At 29.2% G+C, this 18,518-nt stretch carries 17 protein-coding genes; 6 read left to right on the forward strand and 11 right to left on the reverse strand.

Translation table 11 applies throughout. The features are described 5' to 3' along the window. Nucleotides 1–159: 159 nt before the first annotated feature. The 10 genes from LXN10_RS07255 to LXN10_RS07300 all read right to left on the reverse strand — a co-directional run bounded on the left by LXN10_RS07255 (nt 160) and on the right by LXN10_RS07300 (nt 10,016). The gene (locus LXN10_RS07255; protein ID WP_375725191.1) at nt 160–1,521 is read right to left on the reverse strand and encodes a TRAP transporter large permease; all 1,362 of its coding nucleotides are present in this window, start codon (nt 1,519–1,521) and stop codon (nt 160–162) included. Further along, nucleotides 1,518–2,126 (reverse strand): TRAP transporter small permease subunit, encoded by a 609-nt coding sequence (locus LXN10_RS07260; protein ID WP_375725192.1) that lies wholly within the window; start codon nt 2,124–2,126, stop codon nt 1,518–1,520. The genes LXN10_RS07255 and LXN10_RS07260 overlap by 4 nt, the downstream gene beginning before the upstream one ends. Nucleotides 2,127–2,234: 108 nt before the next feature. Continuing rightward, nucleotides 2,235–3,308, reverse strand: coding sequence for a TRAP transporter substrate-binding protein (locus tag LXN10_RS07265; protein WP_375725193.1), 1,074 nt, complete (start codon nt 3,306–3,308; stop codon nt 2,235–2,237). A gap of 95 nt (nt 3,309–3,403) precedes the next feature. Beyond that, entirely contained in the window at nt 3,404–4,045 is a 642-nt protein-coding gene (locus LXN10_RS07270; RefSeq protein ID WP_375725194.1) for a response regulator transcription factor, read from the reverse strand. Further along, entirely contained in the window at nt 4,045–6,243 is a 2,199-nt protein-coding gene (locus LXN10_RS07275; RefSeq protein ID WP_375725195.1) for a sensor histidine kinase, read from the reverse strand. The genes LXN10_RS07270 and LXN10_RS07275 overlap by 1 nt, the downstream gene beginning before the upstream one ends. 17 nt (nt 6,244–6,260) lie before the next feature. Next, the gene (locus tag LXN10_RS07280) at nt 6,261–6,848 is read right to left on the reverse strand and encodes a LutC/YkgG family protein (protein WP_375725196.1); all 588 of its coding nucleotides are present in this window, start codon (nt 6,846–6,848) and stop codon (nt 6,261–6,263) included. Next, nucleotides 6,848–8,212 carry a lactate utilization protein B gene (locus LXN10_RS07285; RefSeq protein WP_375725197.1) on the reverse strand — a complete coding sequence of 455 codons (1,365 nt, stop codon included), beginning with the start codon at nt 8,210–8,212 and terminating at the stop codon, nt 6,848–6,850. Before LXN10_RS07285 ends, LXN10_RS07280 begins: the two co-directional genes overlap by 1 nt. Continuing rightward, a complete protein-coding gene (locus LXN10_RS07290) occupies nt 8,209–8,952 on the reverse strand; it encodes a (Fe-S)-binding protein (protein ID WP_375725198.1) in 744 nt (247 codons plus the stop codon). Before LXN10_RS07290 ends, LXN10_RS07285 begins: the two co-directional genes overlap by 4 nt. A gap of 59 nt (nt 8,953–9,011) precedes the next feature. Then, a complete protein-coding gene (locus LXN10_RS07295) occupies nt 9,012–9,581 on the reverse strand; it encodes a class I SAM-dependent methyltransferase (protein WP_375725199.1) in 570 nt (189 codons plus the stop codon). Further along, the gene (locus LXN10_RS07300) at nt 9,582–10,016 is read right to left on the reverse strand and encodes a deoxycytidylate deaminase (protein ID WP_375725200.1); all 435 of its coding nucleotides are present in this window, start codon (nt 10,014–10,016) and stop codon (nt 9,582–9,584) included. 194 nt (nt 10,017–10,210) lie between these two features. Between LXN10_RS07300 and accB the strand changes: the two genes are divergently transcribed. The 3 genes from accB to LXN10_RS07315 all read left to right on the forward strand — a co-directional run bounded on the left by accB (nt 10,211) and on the right by LXN10_RS07315 (nt 13,702). Beyond that, nucleotides 10,211–10,672 carry an acetyl-CoA carboxylase biotin carboxyl carrier protein gene (gene accB, locus LXN10_RS07305; protein ID WP_375725201.1) on the forward strand — a complete coding sequence of 154 codons (462 nt, stop codon included), beginning with the start codon at nt 10,211–10,213 and terminating at the stop codon, nt 10,670–10,672. Nucleotides 10,673–10,684: 12 nt separating this feature from the next. Next, nucleotides 10,685–12,037, forward strand: coding sequence for an acetyl-CoA carboxylase biotin carboxylase subunit (locus tag LXN10_RS07310; RefSeq protein WP_375725202.1), 1,353 nt, complete (start codon nt 10,685–10,687; stop codon nt 12,035–12,037). A gap of 192 nt (nt 12,038–12,229) precedes the next feature. Next, nucleotides 12,230–13,702 (forward strand): DEAD/DEAH box helicase, encoded by a 1,473-nt coding sequence (locus LXN10_RS07315; protein WP_375725203.1) that lies wholly within the window; start codon nt 12,230–12,232, stop codon nt 13,700–13,702. Here the strand turns inward: LXN10_RS07315 and LXN10_RS07320 are convergent. After that, nucleotides 13,699–13,923, reverse strand: a complete 225-nt coding sequence (locus LXN10_RS07320; protein ID WP_375725204.1) for a hypothetical protein — start codon at nt 13,921–13,923, stop codon at nt 13,699–13,701. The two genes, LXN10_RS07315 and LXN10_RS07320, sit on opposite strands and share 4 nt — an antisense overlap. Nucleotides 13,924–14,186: 263 nt before the next feature. Here LXN10_RS07320 and LXN10_RS07325 point away from each other — a divergent pair, with 263 nt between their 5' ends. The 3 genes from LXN10_RS07325 to asnB all read left to right on the forward strand — a co-directional run bounded on the left by LXN10_RS07325 (nt 14,187) and on the right by asnB (nt 18,510). Continuing rightward, nucleotides 14,187–15,743, forward strand: a complete 1,557-nt coding sequence (locus LXN10_RS07325) for an inorganic phosphate transporter (protein ID WP_375725333.1) — start codon at nt 14,187–14,189, stop codon at nt 15,741–15,743. 111 nt (nt 15,744–15,854) lie between these two features. Further along, entirely contained in the window at nt 15,855–16,727 is an 873-nt protein-coding gene (locus tag LXN10_RS07330; RefSeq protein WP_375725334.1) for an AEC family transporter, read from the forward strand. A 1-nt stretch (nt 16,728) separates the two neighbouring features. Next, nucleotides 16,729–18,510 carry an asparagine synthase (glutamine-hydrolyzing) gene (gene asnB, locus LXN10_RS07335; RefSeq protein ID WP_375725205.1) on the forward strand — a complete coding sequence of 594 codons (1,782 nt, stop codon included), beginning with the start codon at nt 16,729–16,731 and terminating at the stop codon, nt 18,508–18,510. Nucleotides 18,511–18,518: the final 8 nt, after the last annotated feature.

Below are 18,518 nucleotides of genomic sequence, written 5' to 3' on the forward strand. Positions count from 1 at the left end.
TTTTATAACTTTTAAAATGAAAAAAAGGCTTATCTACTCTAGTCTTGGTACTGTGTATATTCTTTGTTGAGGGTCGTTTATGAATGAGTGCATTATGTCACTTTGTTTTAAAATTATATTTAATAACAGTTCTAAAAATTGTGACATAATACCTCTTTGTTAGTTTGTAATACTCATTCCAAATATTTGTGGATAGAATGCAACTAGTGCTAATACAATCATTTGTATTAAAATAAATGGTAAAACACCTTTATAAATATCTATTGTCCTTACTCCATCTGGGGCACAGCCTTTTAAATAAAAGAGTGCAAACCCAAATGGTGGGGTTAAGAATGATGTTTGTAAATTCATTGCTATTAAAATAGCAAACCATACTGGGTCAATTCCTAGTGTTTGTGAAACAGGAATTAATATTGGTACTATTATATATGAAATTTCTATAAAATCAATAAAGAAACCTAAAAATAATATAGCTAACATTGTAAATATTATAAATGACCATTTCCCATCACCACCTGGTAAGTTCAGCATAAAGTCATGAACAATATCTTCTCCACCTGTATATGAAAATACCATAGAAAAAGCTGTTGCACCAATTAAAATAGCAAATACCATTGATGTAATTTTAACAGATTCTAAAGCTGCTTCTTTTACCATATCCGTTGTAAATGTTCTATACATTAAAGCTAGAAAAATTGCACCTAAACATCCAACTGCTGCAGATTCTGTTGGTGTTGCTACACCTTCAAAGATAGAACCCAAAACTAAAACAATAAGCGTAAGTGAAGGAATAATTGCAATAAGTGCTTGAACTATTTGTTGTTTTTTTGTTCCCATATCTGCATGTTTTGGAATAGCTGGTGCCATATCTTTTTTGAAATATGAAACAATTAATATAAAAAGAATATATGCAACAACAAGAGCAAGCCCTGGCCAAACAGCAGATGAAAATAAATCACCAACAGGAACTTGGAATACATCACCTAATATGATTAATACAAGAGAAGGAGGAATAATTTGTCCTAATGTTCCTGATGCACAGATTGTTCCAGCAGCAAGTGGGACATTATATTTGTATTTCATCATAACTGGAAGTGAAATAACCCCCATAGCTACAACAGAAGCCCCAACAACCCCAGTAGAAGCAGCAAGTAGTGTTCCTACAAGTACAGTTGAGATTGCAACTCCACCTCTAATTTCTCCAAATAAGAATCCCATAGATTCAAGTAATTTTTCAGCAAGACCAGTTTTTTGTAAAACAATACCCATAAAAATAAACATAGGAATAGCCATCAAAATAGTATTTTGTTGAATTGCATAAATTCTAAAAGGCATATAGTCAAACATTAATATACCTTCATGAACACCTTCAATTAAGCTATGTAGGCTACCATCAAATCCAATTTCTACAATTCCCGCTATTATTCCAAAAAATACAGAAACAGCAGCAAAAGTAAAGGCAACTGGAAATCCAATTAACAACATAAATAATGCTGTAAAAAACATGATTACACCAATCATTTAGAATCCCCTCTTTCATCAATATCAATAGTGTGAAATTTATGTTGTTCTAAATCACATTTTAGATTTGATATTTCACCTTTTAAATTATAATCATCTGATGGGTGAAGTCCTTTGTAGATATTTAAATTTTTAATAAAGTACCCAATTGATGTTATTATTAAAAGTAAAAATGATAAAGGAATTAAAGATTTAACAATCCATCTATATGGTAAGCCACCTGGATCACCACTTTGTTCCATTGATAAGTATGCTTCATGAGCATTATTAATTGAACTTAGTCCTACAAGTATTGCTATTGGTAATATAAAAGCAATAACACCAGTCATATTAATCATTGCTTTTTTTCTATCAGTCAATCTATCATAGATTAAGTCTACTCTTACATGTCCATCTTCTTTTAAAGTATATGACATTCCTAAAAGTATAACTATAGAAAACAGATGCCACTCCATCTCTTGCATTGCAATACTTCCATCCCTAAAAAAGTATCTCATGACAACATCATAAAAGACATTTAAAATCATAAGTACCATAGCAATAGAAGTAATAGTTCCAATAAAATTAGCAAATTTATCGAAACCTTTTTCTAGTTTTAACAGCATAAAATTCCTTTGGGTTTTTTAAATAAGTCAGATAAATATACTGTATAAGTACATTTATCTAAATAAATAAAAGGTTTAATCCCTTAAAAAAGGGATTAAACAAACTTCTTATAAATTATCTTTTAAGTATAAGTAGTCTGACATTTTTGTCCATTCTCTAGCTTTCTTTTGATAAGCATCTTGAGAATCTAAAACTTCTTTTAGTAAAGGATGTCCTTTAACCATTTCTTCTCTTAGTTCTTTGTTTGCTTTTTTCATAGCATCCATAACTGGTTTTGGAAAAGTTTTAACTTGAATATTTGGGTAGTCTTTTTTCATTTCTGCCCAAGCTGTTGCACTCATATCATAGTTTTGAATATACATATCATATGAACTTAATTTCATTGCTGTTATTAAGATTTCTTGTAAATCTTTTGGAAGTTTATTATATGCTCTTTTATTTACAATAAATTGTAACTCAGTTGCTGGTTCATGCCAACCTGTATAGTAATAAGGTGCAATTTTATGGAATCCCATTTTAATATCCATTCCAGGGCCAACCCATTCCAATGCATCAATTGTTCCTCTTTCAAGTGAAGTATATAATTCACCTGGAGCAATATTTGTAACTGTAAGACCTAGTTTTGCCATAATTTCCCCTGCAAAACCTGGAATTCTCATTTTAAGACCTTTTAAGTCATCAAGAGTTTTAATTTCTTTTCTAAACCATCCACCCATTTGAGATCCAGTATTTCCTCCAGGGAAAGATAGCATTTTATGTGGTGCATAAGCTTTTTCCATTAATTCCATTCCCCCACCGTAATAGAACCATGCATATTGCTCAGGTGCAGTCATACCAAATGGCATTGTAGTAAATGGTAAAAGATTGATATCTTTACCTTTCCAATAATATGATGCAGAGTGACCCATTTCATATTGACCACCTTGTACCATATCTAAAACACCAAATGGAGCTTTATGTTTATTAGCAGCATCTACTCTAATTTGTAGTCTACCATTAGACATTTTTTCTACCATTTCTGCCATTTTTGTAGGTGCATCAATAAATGGGTGTAGCGTTGGTCCCCAAGTTGTCGCTAACTTCCACTTATATACTTTATCAGCAGCCAAAGAAGCAGTACTCATCCCCGCAAGTAGTACTGAAGCTACTAATAACTTCGTTGTTTTACCAAACATTTTCATATATTCTCCTTTTTTATTTGTTCACATAAATTGTAACTTGTGAATATGATAATGAAATGATATTTTAAGTTTAATTTTTTAAAGTGGGCTAAAATTTATATTTTAAATATATAACCTGTATCAACTACAGTATGGATATAATCTTTTATTAGTATCTTTCTAAGGCGTCTTATCAAACTTCTTATTGATTCTAATGAAACAAAGTTTCCTTCCCAAACATAGTTTTCTATCGAGGCATAAGTTATCACTTCATTTTTTTTAGTTAAAAAAAGATTTAAAAGAAGTCTCTCTTTCTTTGTAAGTCTTACTTCTTGGTCATCTATTTTTAATAAAGAGGATTTAAAATCAAAATAATACTCTTTATCAAACATGATAATAGTATTTGTAATTTTGCATAATTTTTCAATTTTTATTTCTAATTCATCTATAAAAAAAGGCTTTTTTAGGTAATCATTACATCCATAATCATAAGCTTCTTTAATAATATCAAGTTCAACAGTAGAACTAATGATTATAATAGGTACTTCTGTATAGTATTCTCTAATTTTTTTGAGTATTTTGATTCCATCAATATTTGGTACATTTATATCTAATAAAAAACAGTTATAACCATTTGAAATAGAATCATATGCTTTTTGTCCATCAGAAAAAGAATCGACTTTATAACCTTTTAATGATAGTCTTTTAGATATTGTTTGGCTAAGTTTTGTATTATCTTCAAGTAATAAGATTTTCATTATAAAGCCTTCTTCATTTTAGGAATTTTTATTGTAAATATAACTTTGTTTTCATCATTTTTCACAAACATTTGTCCTTTCATCTTATCTTCGATAATTACTTTTGCCATATATAATCCAATTCCTGTACCATCTTTTTTTGTGGTGAAATATGGATCAAAGATTGAGTGTATTATCTTTTCATCGATACCACCTGCATCATCTATTAGTTCTATTATAGTGTAATTATTATTTGTATAAACATTAACTATTATTTTGCATTTATCTTCTAAAGATTTTTCTGATATTTTATTTTTTGCATTATTTACAAGATTTAACAATACTTGTTTAAACTCATTTTTATATCCATATACTAAAAAACCATTATTATTCTCTTGATAATTTATATCAATCTTGATATTTAAATAAAAGAGTTGTTTCCCTACAATTTCTAATATATCATCAAAAGATTGTTTTACAGAAAAATTTGTTTTTTTAGTAGAAGGTTTTAAAAAGTTTCTAAAATCACTTAAGGTTTGAGACATATATTGAATTTGAATCATTGAATCTTTTACAAAACTTTGCACATCCTGCGTTTGTAGTTCTTCGAGCATGTGTGAAGTTTGTATATCTTGAACCAAGGCTGATAGTTCAACTAATGGCTCATTCCATTGATGTGCAATGGCTGCTACCATATCTCCCATTTCTGCTAATTTTGTTTGTTGTATTAAAAATTGTTTTTGTTGAACCCTCTCTGTGATGTCATCCATAATACAAACAATACCACCAACTTCACCATTTATATTCTCATATGGGGCTTTATTTAAAATGAAATATTTCATTTGTAAGTTTGCAAAGTGTAAAACTATCTCTGAGGTATCTGTTTCTTGACTTTTTTGAATCTTCTCATCTATTTCTATGTTTTTTATAGCTATATCTTTTGGAAAAAAGTCAAAGGCAGTTTTTCCAATAACTTCTTGTTTTGTGATATTAAATAGTTTTGCAAAAGCTAAGTTAGAGCCAATAAACTTACCATCTTTGTTTTTATAATATATTGCATTTGGTAGGGTATCTAATAGAACTTTTTCAAATTTTAATCGATTTGAAAGGTCATTTTCAAGTTTTTTTCTTCTATTTATATTTGCTCTCATACTAATAACCATAATGGTAAGAACAAAAATTATGGTAAAAACAATAACTATGAATTTTGTATATTTTTTATAAAAGGAGCTTGGTTCATTGATAACTGTATATTCTTCATTAAGTTTATCTAATGAAATATCAAATTTTTTTAATTCATTATAATCAAAAATATATCTATTGGGAGATTTTTCTAAAATAGGAATATCTTTTATATTTTTTCCATGTAAAACTTGTAAAGCCATATTTGCAACACTACTTCCTTGTGCAGTTGCGGAGGTTAATAATCCACCAACAATTCCATAATTTAAATAGAAATCCCATAATCCATAAATTGGATTTTTACTTACATCTCTTATTTGTTTGAAACTTTGTTTATATGTAAAGTATTTTCCTGCTGTATCTTTAAATAGCAAAACAAAAAGTAAAACATCATTTTTATCTAGATTTTTAACTTTTCTTTTTAACTTTTCTATATCTAGTTGATCAATGTATTCTATATTAAATATTTTTTTATACTTTTTAATTATTGGTCTTAAATCTCTTTTTACAGCATATCCTGTTTTTGACTTGTCATTTATAATAATGAGGTTTTTCATTTTAGGGTGAAGTTCATGAATCAATTCAAAATTCTTTTCTAAATCAACTTGCTCAACTACTCCTGAGGTATACTTTTGCATATTATTTTCATCTAACAATGCTTTATCAAAGTTATTAATCCCACAAAATAAAACTGGAATATCTTTAAATATATATTCATGATATTTTATAATAAATTCAAAGGCATTATTATCACTTACTATTATTAAATCAAATTTTCTATTTTTAAGTTGTTCTTTATAAAGCTCAGCTAGTTTATGCAAATATGTAGGGTTTAATATCCTTTTTGTATCCATATACATAGTTGTTAACTCTATATTATCATAAGATGCAAATTTATCATCAATAGCTTTTGAAATATCATCGCTCCACTTATAACCTTTGTGGTAAGAGTGGAGTAATAAAACTTCTTTATCATTATCTATTGCGAAAGAAGATGTTGTAAAAAATAAAAAAAGAAGTAAAAAAAGTTTTTTCATGATGATTGATTATATCATTATTCTACAAAAATGACATATCCAGATTTTGGACCGTGTGCTCCTATTACAAGTGATTGTTCTATGTCTGCTGTTTTTGAAGGTCCTGAAACAAACACACCATATCCACTATTTTCAAACTCTATTTTTGTATAGGCTTCATGCATATTATTTACAATATCATTTTTATTTACTACTATTATGATGTTTTGAGCTATAAAATAAAGACTTCTATGTCTATTATTTTCATCTTTTAGCCAAACTGCACCATTTTCAGCAACTGCAAAATTTCCTTTTACTATTGCTAAATCTATATCTTTTAAGTTGTGGGCATCATCTTGTGCATTTGCATCAAAATTACTTAATGAACAAAACTCTACATTTGAGTAAACTTGTCCCAATCCCTCTTTATATAGATCTTTTATAGTGTCATCAAGTTTATCTTTTGTTGTAACAAGAGATTCTCCACCTACAGTTTTTAGTACTTGACCATATTTTTCTAATTTATTTTCAAAAGTTATTCCAAAATGATCATATTCAGGAAGGATTTCATCTTTTACTACATTATTTGATTTAATAGCATTTAATATCTCATCTCTACTTGACATTATGAATCCTTTCTTTGTTTATATAACTCTTTAAAAGAGTTCTTTGGCATCTTTGGAATATCCCTTTGTTTTCCCCAAACATTTGCTTTTGAGTAAATAATAGAATCAGGTAACATTGGAATTACTTTTCTCATGATTTTCCCTCCTATATTAAATAGTGTAGGGTGGTCCATTACCCATGAAGTTATTTTCATAGCTACTGCTTTTTTTGTATCTATTAAATGATTTTTTGCCATATCTTGTCTATGTGCATAAAGTTGTGAATCCAAGTCAATTTTTACAGGACATACATTTGTACATGAAGCACAAAGGGTACAAGCAAAAGGTAATGATTTATGTTCTTTTGGATTTCGAAATGCTCCTAAAGTAGAACCAATAGGTCCTGGAATTACATATTTGTAAGAGTGACCACCACTTCTTCTGTATATTGGACAGGTATTCATACAAGCTCCACATCTAATACAATTAAGTGATTTTTGATAAGTCTCATCAGCTAAGATAGGAGTTCTTTTATTATCAACTATTACAATATGCATCTCCCCACCCTCAACTGGACCATGAAAATGTGAAGTGTATGAAGTAATAGCTTGACCAGTTGCACTTCGTGCTAATAATCTTGTAAATACAGATAAGTCTTTAAGTCTTGGAATAGTTTTCTCAATTCCCATTGAAGCTATATGAAGCTTAGGAACACTTGCTCCCATATCTGCATTTCCTTCATTTGTACAAACAACAACTCCACCTGTTTCACTTATGGCAAAATTTACACCAGTTAGTCCAGCTTGTGCGCTTAGAAAATCTTCTCTTAAACTAGCTCTTGCAGCCCTTGTAAGATAAGTAGGATCATCATTTCCTTTCTCTGTTCCTAAGTGCTCATGAAAAGTATCTGATACATCCATTTTCTTAAGATGAATTGCAGGTAATACTATATGAGAAGGTGTTTCCTTTCTTAGCTGAACAATTCTTTCACCTAAATCAGTATCAATAACTTCAATGCCTCTACTTTCTAAATATGGATTTAAGTGACACTCTTCTGTTAGCATTGATTTTGATTTTACAAGTTTTGTTACCTTATGTGAAGCTAAGATTTCATGAACAATTTTATTATGTTCTTGTGCATCTTTTGCCCAATGAACAATAATTCCTTTTTTTGTGGCATTTTTTTCAAACTCTTCTAGGTAAAAATCAAGTTTATGCATTGTATGAGTTTTTATATTATTTGCATATTCTCTTAATTTTTCCCATTCAGGTATTCCCTTACTTGAAACATCTCTTTTTTCTCTTACAAACCATAATGCTTTGTCATGCCAATGCATTCTCTCATCATTGGCTACAAATTTTGCTGCTTCTTCTGGATGACTCATAATGCTTCTCCTAAAAGTATTTCACTTATATGCATAACTTTGATAGGGTTTTTGTCCCTATTCATTATTCCTTGCATATGCATTAAACATGACATATCTGCACCTGTCATAACTTGAACATTTGAATCCATGTGATCTTTTATTCTATCTTTTCCCATAGCAACTGATATTGCTTCTTCTGTTACACAAAAAGTACCACCAAAACCACAGCACTCATCATCTCTATTTAATTTAACTAATTCTATTCCCTCAACAAGTGATAAAAGGCTTTCTAATTTATTAAAATGCGGGATGTTAAGTTCACTTGCACTTCCAAGTTTTAAAACTCTATGTCCATGACATGAATTGTGAATACCAACTTTGTAATTAAATTTTGAATCTAATTTATCAATTTTTGCAATGTCGTGTAAAAATTCTGTTATTTCATATATTGATGTTTTGATTTTATTATAATCTTTATTGTCATTAAAAAATGGCTCATAATGCTCTTTTACCATGGTTACACATGAACCACTAGGTGCTACTACATAGTCATATTTTTTAAAAGTATTTACAAATCTGTGTGCTAGTTTTTCAATATCTTGGCTACAACCTGAGTTTGCCATTGGTTGTCCACAGCAAGTTTGTTCCATTGGATATTCTACATTAAATTTTAATTTTTCTAAAAGCTTTAAAGTTGCCATTGAGGCTTCTGGATAAAGCTCATTCATAAAGCAAGGTATAAATAGTCCTATAGTCATAAAAACTCCTCTTTTGATGGTAAATTATATTAAATTGGTATAACAATAATATGATATTTCTATTTTTTCATAAAAATTGAAAAGTCATTGTCTAAATAATTATCCTCTATTGTTATATTTTCTGTCAAGGCTTTGCTGTAAGATAATATATCTTCTGATTTAATATTAGTCAATGAATCATTTTTTAAAAAGTTAAATACAAATCCCTTTTTTGATGCATAAAAACATTTATTAATAAAGGTGAAGATTTCATTTTTTGTTAGAATACTTAAAGCACCACTACATACATAATAATCTGCTTCTTCTAATTCATCTAAAAGAATATCAGCCAGATAGAATTTAACATTTAAAAATCTTTTGCTAGCTAATTCTATCATTTGCTTTTCGCAATCAATTCCAATGTAAGATTTTGGTTTTAAATTATTATCAAATAAATAATTATAATACTCTCCAAAACCACATCCTGCATCTATAATAATTGAGTCTTTAATTTCATCTTTTATAAACTCTGTTAAAATCTCAAATCTTTTATATTGGGAAAATTCTGAGTTCCAGTGAACACCCCGTGCACTTATGCCATATTGTTTTATTGTTTTATTGTAAAATGAGTTATTATCTTTGTGAGCCATTTAATTTATTTGTTCTATGATTACTTTGTTATCTTTTAGGAATTTTGAGACAATATCTGAGTCTGTATGTTCATAAGCTTTTTGGAAAACAATTCTTTGAATTCCTGCTGCTATTAAGTTTTTTGAGCACTCACTACAAGGCTCTAAGGTTACATAAATAGTTGCTCCTTCTATGCTTATACCTTTTCTTGCAGCCCAAATTATTGCATTCATTTCTGCATGTATTTCATAGGTTTTTGACCAATCATGATGGTCTTTTGTATATTCATCATCCCAATGTTCTTTACAATTTATATATCCAGCTGGTGTTCCATTGTACCCTGTTGATAAAATTCTTCCATCTTTTACTATTACTGCACCTACTTGTTTTGATACACATTTTGAGGCACTTGCTATTTCATGTGCAATATTTATAAAGTTTTTATCACTTATCATTTCTTATCCTAAAGCATTTTCTATTTTTTCAAAAAATCAACAATTTTTCCAAAAAATCAATAGTTTTTTTTAAATTTTTGTTAAAAATGTACAAATTATGTTAAAAATTGCTAAATTTTATAAATTTTTAATTTATTACATTTTTATAGTTATTTGTGTATTATACCCTAAAATTTTCAAAATAAAGGCTAGAGATGGAATTCAAAGATATAAAAGAATTAATTAGAGTTTTTGATAAAAGTGATTTAAATAAATTAAAAATCAAAGATGGAGAATTTGAAATTAGTATGCAAACTGGTTTTGATGGGGGATCTATTGTAACAACTACTGCACCTGCAGTTCAAGCAGCTCCAGCACCGGCACCTGTTGCTGCTGCAAGTACTTCTGTTACTAATGAAACAGCAGCACCTATTACAGGAGATACAATTAACTCACCAATGATTGGAACTTTTTATGCTTCACCATCTCCTGAGTCTGCTGCATTTGTAAAAGTAGGGGATACTGTAAAAGCTGGACAAACTTTATGTATTTTAGAAGCTATGAAAATTATGAATGAAGTTGAAGCAGAATTTGATTGTAAAATTGTGAAAGTATTAGTTGAAGATTCTAATCCAGTAGAATATGATATGCCACTATTTGTTGTAGAAAAAATATAAGAAAGATAAGAAATGGCAGAAATTAAAAAAATCTTAATAGCTAATAGGGGAGAAATTGTTCAAAGAGCAGTTCGAACTATTAGGGAAATGGGTAAAAAATCAGTTGCAATTTATAGTGCAGGGGATAAAGAAGCTTCATATTTAAAACATGCTGATGAAGCAGTTTGTATTGGTGGTGCTAAATCTAGTGAATCTTATTTAAATATTCCTGCAATTATTACAGCAGCTGAAATGACAGGTTGTGATGCAATTTTCCCAGGGTATGGGTTTTTATCTGAAAATCAAGATTTTGTAGAAATTTGTAGATTACACAATATTAAATTTATAGGTCCTTCTGTTGAAGTAATGGAAAAAATGGCTGATAAGTCTAAAGCAAAAGAAGAGATGGTACGAGCAGGAGTTCCTGTTGTTCCTGGATCTACTGGAGCTGTTCATAATGTGGAAGAAGGAAGAAAAGTAGCTCGTGAGATAGGTTATCCAATTATGGCAAAAGCATCTGCTGGTGGTGGTGGTAGAGGTATGAGACTTATTGAATCAGAAGATAAGTTCGACCAACTTTTCACAGCAGCTTCAAGCGAAGCCCTAGCCGCTTTTGGTGATGGAACTATGTACTTAGAAAGATTTATCAATAATCCAAGACATATTGAAGTTCAAGTTGTAGGTGACTCTCATGGAAATGCTATTCATATAGGTGAGAGAGATTGTTCACTGCAAAGAAGACATCAAAAGGTTATTGAAGAATCTCCAGCAATTATATTAAATGATGAAACTAGAGCAAAACTTCATGCTGTGGCAGTAAAAGCTACTAAATATTTAAATTACGAAGGTGCTGGTACTTTTGAATTTTTAGCAGATGATAAACAAAATATCTATTTTATGGAAATGAATACAAGACTTCAAGTTGAACATCCAGTTTCTGAAATGGTTTCAGGAATTGATATTGTTGAGCTTATGATTAAAGTTGCAGAAGGAGAAGAAGTTCCTCCTCAGGAAACAATTAAATTTAGAGGTCATGCAATAGAGTGTAGAATTACAGCAGAAGATCCAAATACATTTTTACCAAGTCCTGGAAAAATCACTCAATGGATGGTTCCTGGTGGAAGAAATGTAAGAGTTGATTCTCACATTTATACAAATTATGTAGTGCCTCCTTATTATGACTCTATGATTGGGAAACTAATCGTTTGGGGAAGAGATAGAGAAAAAGCTATCAAAATTATGAAAAGAGCTTTAAATGAGTTTGAAGTATATGGAATCAAGACAACTATTCCTTTTCATATTAAAATGATGGGAAATAAAGATTTCAATAATAATACTTATGATACAAAATACCTAGAACACTACAAAGGTTTAGGTGATATTTAACAAAAGAGCATAAAACTCTTTTGTTAAAGCTTAAACTAATACAAATTTGTATATAATCCAGCAAATATACACAATTATACTTATTACTCACTCATTTAGTTACTGTACACTTTTATAACTAAACTGTTTTATCAAGTTTCAAACTTTTAGTTTTAAATATATACGTGTATATAAAATACACAAAGGTAATTAATGAATTTCTCAGATTTCAATTTTAAAGAAGAACTACAAAAGGCTATTGATGACGCAGGTTTCACACAACCTAGTCCTATTCAAGAAGATGCTATTCCTGTAGTTTTAAGTGGTAAAGATATGGTTGGTCAAGCACAAACTGGTACTGGTAAAACAGCAGCATTTGGTCTTCCAATGATTAATATGATGAAAGGTAACTCTGGCGTTGAAGCTGTAGTTATTGTTCCAACAAGAGAACTTGCAATGCAAGTTTCTGATGAATTATTTAGATTCGGTAAAAGTTCAGGAATGAACACAGCAACTGTTTATGGTGGTCAATCTTATTCTATGCAATTAAAAAATATAGATAGAGCATCTATTATTGTTGCAACTCCTGGTAGACTAATTGACTTATTAAAAGGTAAAAAAATTAATATCAAACCATCTTTTGTAGTTTTAGATGAAGCTGATGAGATGTTAGATATGGGATTCCTTGATGATATTAAAGAAATCTTTACATATCTACCAAAAGAGAGACAAACACTACTATTCTCTGCAACAATGCCAGTTGCTATCAAAAAACTTGCACAAAATATTTTAAAAGAGCCTGAGTTTATTACTGTTACAAAAGCAGAAATGACTAACTCTAAAATTACTCAATTATTTTATGTAGTTGATGAATATGAAAGAGATGATGCATTAATCAGACTTTTTGATTTCAAAAACCCTGAAAAATCTATCATATTTTGTCGCACAAAAAAGGAAGTTGATAGATTATCAACTTACCTAGTGTCTCAAGGACATATGGCTAAAGGTCTTCATGGAGATATGGAACAAAGACAAAGAGAAGAAGTAATTAGATCTTTCAAAAAAGGTGCACTTGATGTTCTTATTGCTACTGATGTTGCAGCAAGAGGGTTAGATGTAAATGATGTATCTCATGTATTTAATTATCATTTACCATTTGATTCTGAGTCTTATGTACATAGAATTGGAAGAACAGGAAGAGCTGGGAAAGAGGGTGTTGCTATTTCAATTGTAACTCCTCATGAGTTTAGAATGATTCAAAAGATTCAAAAAACTACTGGTGGAAAAATGGAAGCGAAAGTTATTCCTAATATCGACTCGGTTAAAGAGAAAAAAACTAGTACTTTAAAAGGTAAAATTTCTGAACAAAAAGTTTATGATTCTGGAATTGCACTTGTAGAGAGTTTAAAAGAGGAATTTGATTTATCAACTATTGCTTTTAAATTAGCTTCAATTTTATCTGATGCTACTATTGTAAAAGGTAGTAACTATATAGGTAAATCAGAAATTGATATTAAAAAACTTTTCGAAAGATTAAAAGACGACAAAGGAGATGATTCAAGAGGTCGAGGTGGTCAAAGAAGAGGTAGATTTGGTGGTGGAAATCGAAATCGAAATGGTGGCGGTGGAAACCGAAACAGAAGTGGCGGTGGAGATAGAAACGGTGGAGGAAGAAGAAGAGATTAATCTCTTCTTTTCTCTTTATAGTACTTTTTAACAACTTTCGTTGCTTTTTTATAAGCTTCTTGAGTATTTTTTCCGAATGCTCTAAACACTCCATTTTTTCCAAAAAACTCAACACTTTCTAGTTCTCCATTTTTTATACCTACAACGCTAAAAATATTAAATTTCTTTTTCATTTTAGATACTTCTGGAAATTCATTTTCTGTAATAACTTTTATAGTCATATTCTTTCCTTTCTCTATAATTTATTACCATTATATATAAAAGTACTTAACTTATGCTTAACTAAATTCTTTATTAACAATTTATTAATATAGATTTATTTTAGAACAATTTATATAGTTTAATAATAAGTTAATACTAAAAGGTATAAAAATTTAAGTTTAGTTTAAGTTTTATGTAACTAGAGAGTGGGTAATATTCTAGCTACTGAAAATTACAAAATGGTTACAAAAGGATATATTTGGATTTTAATACCATAAAAAGAATGGATGAAGCAAGAGACAAGTCTCTTCCAAGTTTTGCAAAACTTTCTCTTGCATTATTGTTTATAGTTATTGTATTTTTGTGGAGTTACTCTTCACATGAAGAACTACCAAATAACAGCTTTTTGATTATTGGTGCTGTATTTGGGGCTTATATGGCAATGAATATTGGTGCAAATGATGTAGCTAATAATGTTGGTCCAGCAGTAGGTGCTAAAGCTATGACACTTATGTGGGCTATTATTATTGCAGCCATATTTGAAGCTCTGGGAGCTTTGGTTGCTGGGGGAGATGTTGTTAACACGATTAAAAAAGGAATTATCAATCCAGATTTAATTTCAAATCCACAAATTTTTGTTTGGGCTATGACAGCTGCTCTTTTATCTGCTGCCTTGTGGCTTAATTTTGCAACATCTATTGGTGCTCCTGTTTCTACTACTCATTCAATCGTTGGTGGAGTTATGGGTGCAGGTATTGCTGCTGCTGGTTTTGACATTGTTTCATGGGAAACAATGGGCAAGATTGCCGCCTCTTGGGTTATCTCACCGATATTAGGTGGTGTTATTGCTGCATTGTTTTTATATTTTATTAAAAAAAATATCATGTTTAAAGATGAAAAACTAACTTCAGCTAAGAAGTTTGTACCTATCTTGATTGCATTTATGACATGGGCTTTTTCTACATATATTATTTTAAAAGGTTTAAAACATCTTGTAAAAGTTGATTTTATTACTGCTTTAATTCTTGGTCTTATTATTTCAATTGTTGTATTTGTTCTTGTTAAACCAATGATTGCAAAAAAATCATCAAAATTATCAGATGATAGAATAAGTGTAAATAGTCTGTTTAATATCCCTTTGATTTTTGCTGCTGCTTTGTTATCTTTTGCCCATGGTGCAAATGATGTTGCAAATGCAATTGGACCATTGGCTGCTATTAATGATGCGGTAATGAATGCTACAATTTCGCCAAAAGTTGGTATTCCTTTATGGGTTATGGCTGTTGGTGCTTTTGGTATTGCTATTGGTTTAGCACTTTATGGGCCTAGACTTATTAAAACAGTTGGTTCAGAAATTACTGAACTTGATCAAGTAAGGGCTTTTTCTATTGCAATGGCAGCAGCTATTACTGTTATTATTGCTTCTCAACTTGGTCTTCCAGTCTCTTCTACTCATATCGCAGTTGGAGGAGTTTTTGGTGTTGGTTTTTTAAGAGAGTGGTTAGACTCTTCTGAAGAGAAATTTTTAAAAGAAATTAGAAGTAAATTTAAAAAAGACAAGAATCTATTAGATAAATATCAATTAGAGTTAGGTCAACTTGCGGCTAAAGACTCTAAGTCAAAAGTTGATTATAAAAGAATTGTTGAATTATATAATTTGATTGATGAAAAAGATGAAAGAGTTAAAATAGAGAAAAAAGAGTTTAAATCAGCAAAACGAATAAAATATGTTAAAAGAGATGCAATTAAAAAAATTATTGCAGCTTGGATAATTACTGTTCCTGCTGCTGCATTTGTATCTGCTACTATCTTTTTTATGATAAAAGGTATGATGCTTTAATTTCTAAATTTTCTTAATTAATGTACCTTATGATAATATTTCAGAAATTATCATGAGGAACATTTCATTCAAGCTTTAATCTCAGTTGCTACTATTTACTTATTTATTTTAATTGGCTTTGTTTTTAAAAAATCTTTTAAAGGTGAAGTAAATGAGAGAACATTAGTATTATTAAATTTATATTTTCTTCAACCTTTACTTGTATTTTGGGGTTTAACTAGAGCTCCTATAAGTAAAGAATTCCTTCTTACTCCTGTAGTAACGGGTACATCTCTTTTGATTGTTTTAATTATTTTATATCTGTATTCTTTGAGATTTTTTAAAAAAGATGTTCAGGATAAATCTGTTTTTTTAGCCTCATCTCTAGTAGGAAATACTGGTAATTTAGGTATTCCATTAGGAATAGCTATTTTTGGTTTACAAAGTGTTCCTTATACTTCTATTATCAATATTGTCAATGTATTTTATATGTATATATTTTCTGTTTATTTTTTTACAGGTGAAAAATTTAATATAAAATCTTCTTTAAAAGCAATTTTTAAAATGCCTGCAATTCATGTTACTTTTATTGCCATACTATTTAATTATTATGATTTACATATTAATGCAGATTTTGAGAAGTTTTTTACTATGGGTGCATATACTGCAATTGTTATGCAGTTAGTTATATTTGGAATATTTATGTCTGATGTAAAAATTAAATCAGCGAATTGGCATTTGGCACTTAATATATCTTTATTTAAACATTTTATTTTACCTTCTGTTGGTCTTTGTGTTATCTTTTTATTTGATTTACCAGCTATGGTTAGTGCGATTATATTTATGGAACTATTTGTTCCCCTTGCTGTGAATAATGTAAATCTTGCATCTTTATATAAATGTAAGCCAATTGATGCAACTTTTTCAGTTCTAGTTAGTTCTCTTATATTTGTGATTTTAACTTATGCTTATATTCTTTTAATCAATTATTTCTTCGGATTATAATATGTGTGGAATATTAGGTTCTAATTTTATTTCAAATAATTTTGACTCAGCCTTAGCTATTATGAATAATAGAGGGCCAGATTATTCTATGGTTTTCAATCATAAGAATTACCAATTTGGTCATACAAGATTGTCTATTATTGATGTTGATGATGAAGCCAATCAGCCTATGATATTTGATGATATTTTGATTGTTTTTAATGGTGAAATTTATAATTACAAAGAGTTAATAAAAGTTGAAAATCTTATTTGTAAAACATCCTCTGATACTGAAGTGATTATTAGGTTATATCAAAAGTATGGTATTGATTTTTTAAATAAATTAAATGGTATGTTTTCTTTTGTGATTTTTGATTTAAAGCAGGAGAAGTATTTTTGTGCCAGAGATAGATATGGGAAAAAACCGTTTTTTTATTACTTCAAAGAGAATAAATTTATCTTTTCTTCTTCTATTAAATCTATAATAAAAATATTGGGTTTTACTCCAAAATTAAACAAGGTCGCTTTGTCTCAGTATTTACAATATTTTGTTTCTTTAAATGATTTAACTTTTTATAATGATATTAATAAATTAGAAGCCTCTTCTTATATGATTGTGTCTAATAATGAGTTATTTATCAAAAAATATTATAAAATCAATACTTACAAAAAAGTTGTTGATGAAAAACAAGCTTTAAATGATATTGAAGAGCTTTTATTTAATAGTGTTGAATCTAGACTTGTAGGCGATGTGGAAGTAGGGAGCTTATTAAGTGGTGGAATAGATAGTTCACTTATCTCTGCTCTGTACACAAATATAACAAGTAAGCGTATTCACACTTTCTCTGTTGGATATAGTGATTATAAAAGCTATTCTGAGCTTCATTATGCTTCTTTAGTATCTAAAGATATTAATTCTATACATCATCCCTTAGAGGTATCTAGAAATGATTTTATTGATGTATTTGATGAAGTTATTGATGCATTAGAAGAACCACATGCTGATAGTGCTGCTTTTCCTTTATATTGTCTTACTAAATTAATTAATAAAAAAGGAATAAAAGTTGTTTTAAGCGGTGAGGGTAGTGATGAACTTTTTTTAGGATATGATAACTATGCTAAGTTTCTAAAATATTATAAGTTCAAAGAATCTTTATCAAACGATCAAGATGGCTTTTTAAAAGATATCATTTCTGCTTTGCAAAATAATACTAAAGAGAGTGAATATTTACGAAGAGTGGTTACCGATGAAAATATTTATAACTCTTTTGGTGAGATATATACTACTATACAAAAAAAGCGTTTATTTAAGCGTCTTCCTACTTTCAAACAAGAAAAAGCAAAAAAAGATCCTGTTGATTGGATGAGTTATATTGATTTGAAAATTTGGTTAGGACAATCATTACTTTCTAAAGTTGATAGAATTTCAATGGCAAACTCTATTGAGGTTAGAACTCCATTTTTGGATTATAGATTAGTTGATTATCTGTTTAGTGTTGACACTATATTAAAAACTGGAGATACAAATAAATATTTATTAAAAAAGATTGCTAGTAAATATATTCCAGAAAAAATTATCAACAGAACTAAAAAAGGTTTTAACTCTCCATATAATGAATGGATTTTTAATAGTCATGGTGAAGATTTATTAAAAACTATTTTAAATGTTAATCGTGAAACAAATTTATTCAACGATGATTATGTTATTATGATTTATAATCTTGCTAAAAAAAATAAATTCAAACAACATTTTTGGTCCTTGTATATTTTTTCTTACTGGTTCAACAAAAATTATCTTATTTAAAAGGGTTA

The organism is Arcobacter iocasae, from assembly GCF_042214795.1.
Lineage (GTDB): Bacteria > Campylobacterota > Campylobacteria > Campylobacterales > Arcobacteraceae > Arcobacter > Arcobacter iocasae.

Excerpts from the sequence above, each read along its gene's own strand:
- LXN10_RS07265 (WP_375725193.1), bottom strand. The coding sequence starts at position 3,308 with ATGAAAATGTTTGGTAAAACAACGAAGTTATTAGTAGCTTCAGTACTA.
- LXN10_RS07255 (WP_375725191.1), bottom strand. The coding sequence starts at position 1,521 with ATGATTGGTGTAATCATGTTTTTTACAGCATTATTTATGTTGTTAATT.
- LXN10_RS07300 (WP_375725200.1), bottom strand. The coding sequence starts at position 10,016 with ATGATAAGTGATAAAAACTTTATAAATATTGCACATGAAATAGCAAGT.
- LXN10_RS07320 (WP_375725204.1), bottom strand. The coding sequence starts at position 13,923 with ATGACTATAAAAGTTATTACAGAAAATGAATTTCCAGAAGTATCTAAA.
- LXN10_RS07270 (WP_375725194.1), bottom strand. The coding sequence starts at position 4,045 with ATGAAAATCTTATTACTTGAAGATAATACAAAACTTAGCCAAACAATA.
- LXN10_RS07315 (WP_375725203.1), top strand. The coding sequence starts at position 12,230 with ATGAATTTCTCAGATTTCAATTTTAAAGAAGAACTACAAAAGGCTATT.
- LXN10_RS07290 (WP_375725198.1), bottom strand. The coding sequence starts at position 8,952 with ATGACTATAGGACTATTTATACCTTGCTTTATGAATGAGCTTTATCCA.
- LXN10_RS07285 (WP_375725197.1), bottom strand. The coding sequence starts at position 8,212 with ATGAGTCATCCAGAAGAAGCAGCAAAATTTGTAGCCAATGATGAGAGA.
- LXN10_RS07260 (WP_375725192.1), bottom strand. The coding sequence starts at position 2,126 with ATGCTGTTAAAACTAGAAAAAGGTTTCGATAAATTTGCTAATTTTATT.
- accB (WP_375725201.1), top strand. The coding sequence starts at position 10,211 with ATGGAATTCAAAGATATAAAAGAATTAATTAGAGTTTTTGATAAAAGT.
- asnB (WP_375725205.1), top strand. The coding sequence starts at position 16,729 with ATGTGTGGAATATTAGGTTCTAATTTTATTTCAAATAATTTTGACTCA.
- LXN10_RS07280 (WP_375725196.1), bottom strand. The coding sequence starts at position 6,848 with ATGTCAAGTAGAGATGAGATATTAAATGCTATTAAATCAAATAATGTA.
- LXN10_RS07310 (WP_375725202.1), top strand. The coding sequence starts at position 10,685 with ATGGCAGAAATTAAAAAAATCTTAATAGCTAATAGGGGAGAAATTGTT.
- LXN10_RS07325 (WP_375725333.1), top strand. The coding sequence starts at position 14,187 with ATGGATGAAGCAAGAGACAAGTCTCTTCCAAGTTTTGCAAAACTTTCT.
- LXN10_RS07275 (WP_375725195.1), bottom strand. The coding sequence starts at position 6,243 with ATGAAAAAACTTTTTTTACTTCTTTTTTTATTTTTTACAACATCTTCT.
- LXN10_RS07295 (WP_375725199.1), bottom strand. The coding sequence starts at position 9,581 with ATGGCTCACAAAGATAATAACTCATTTTACAATAAAACAATAAAACAA.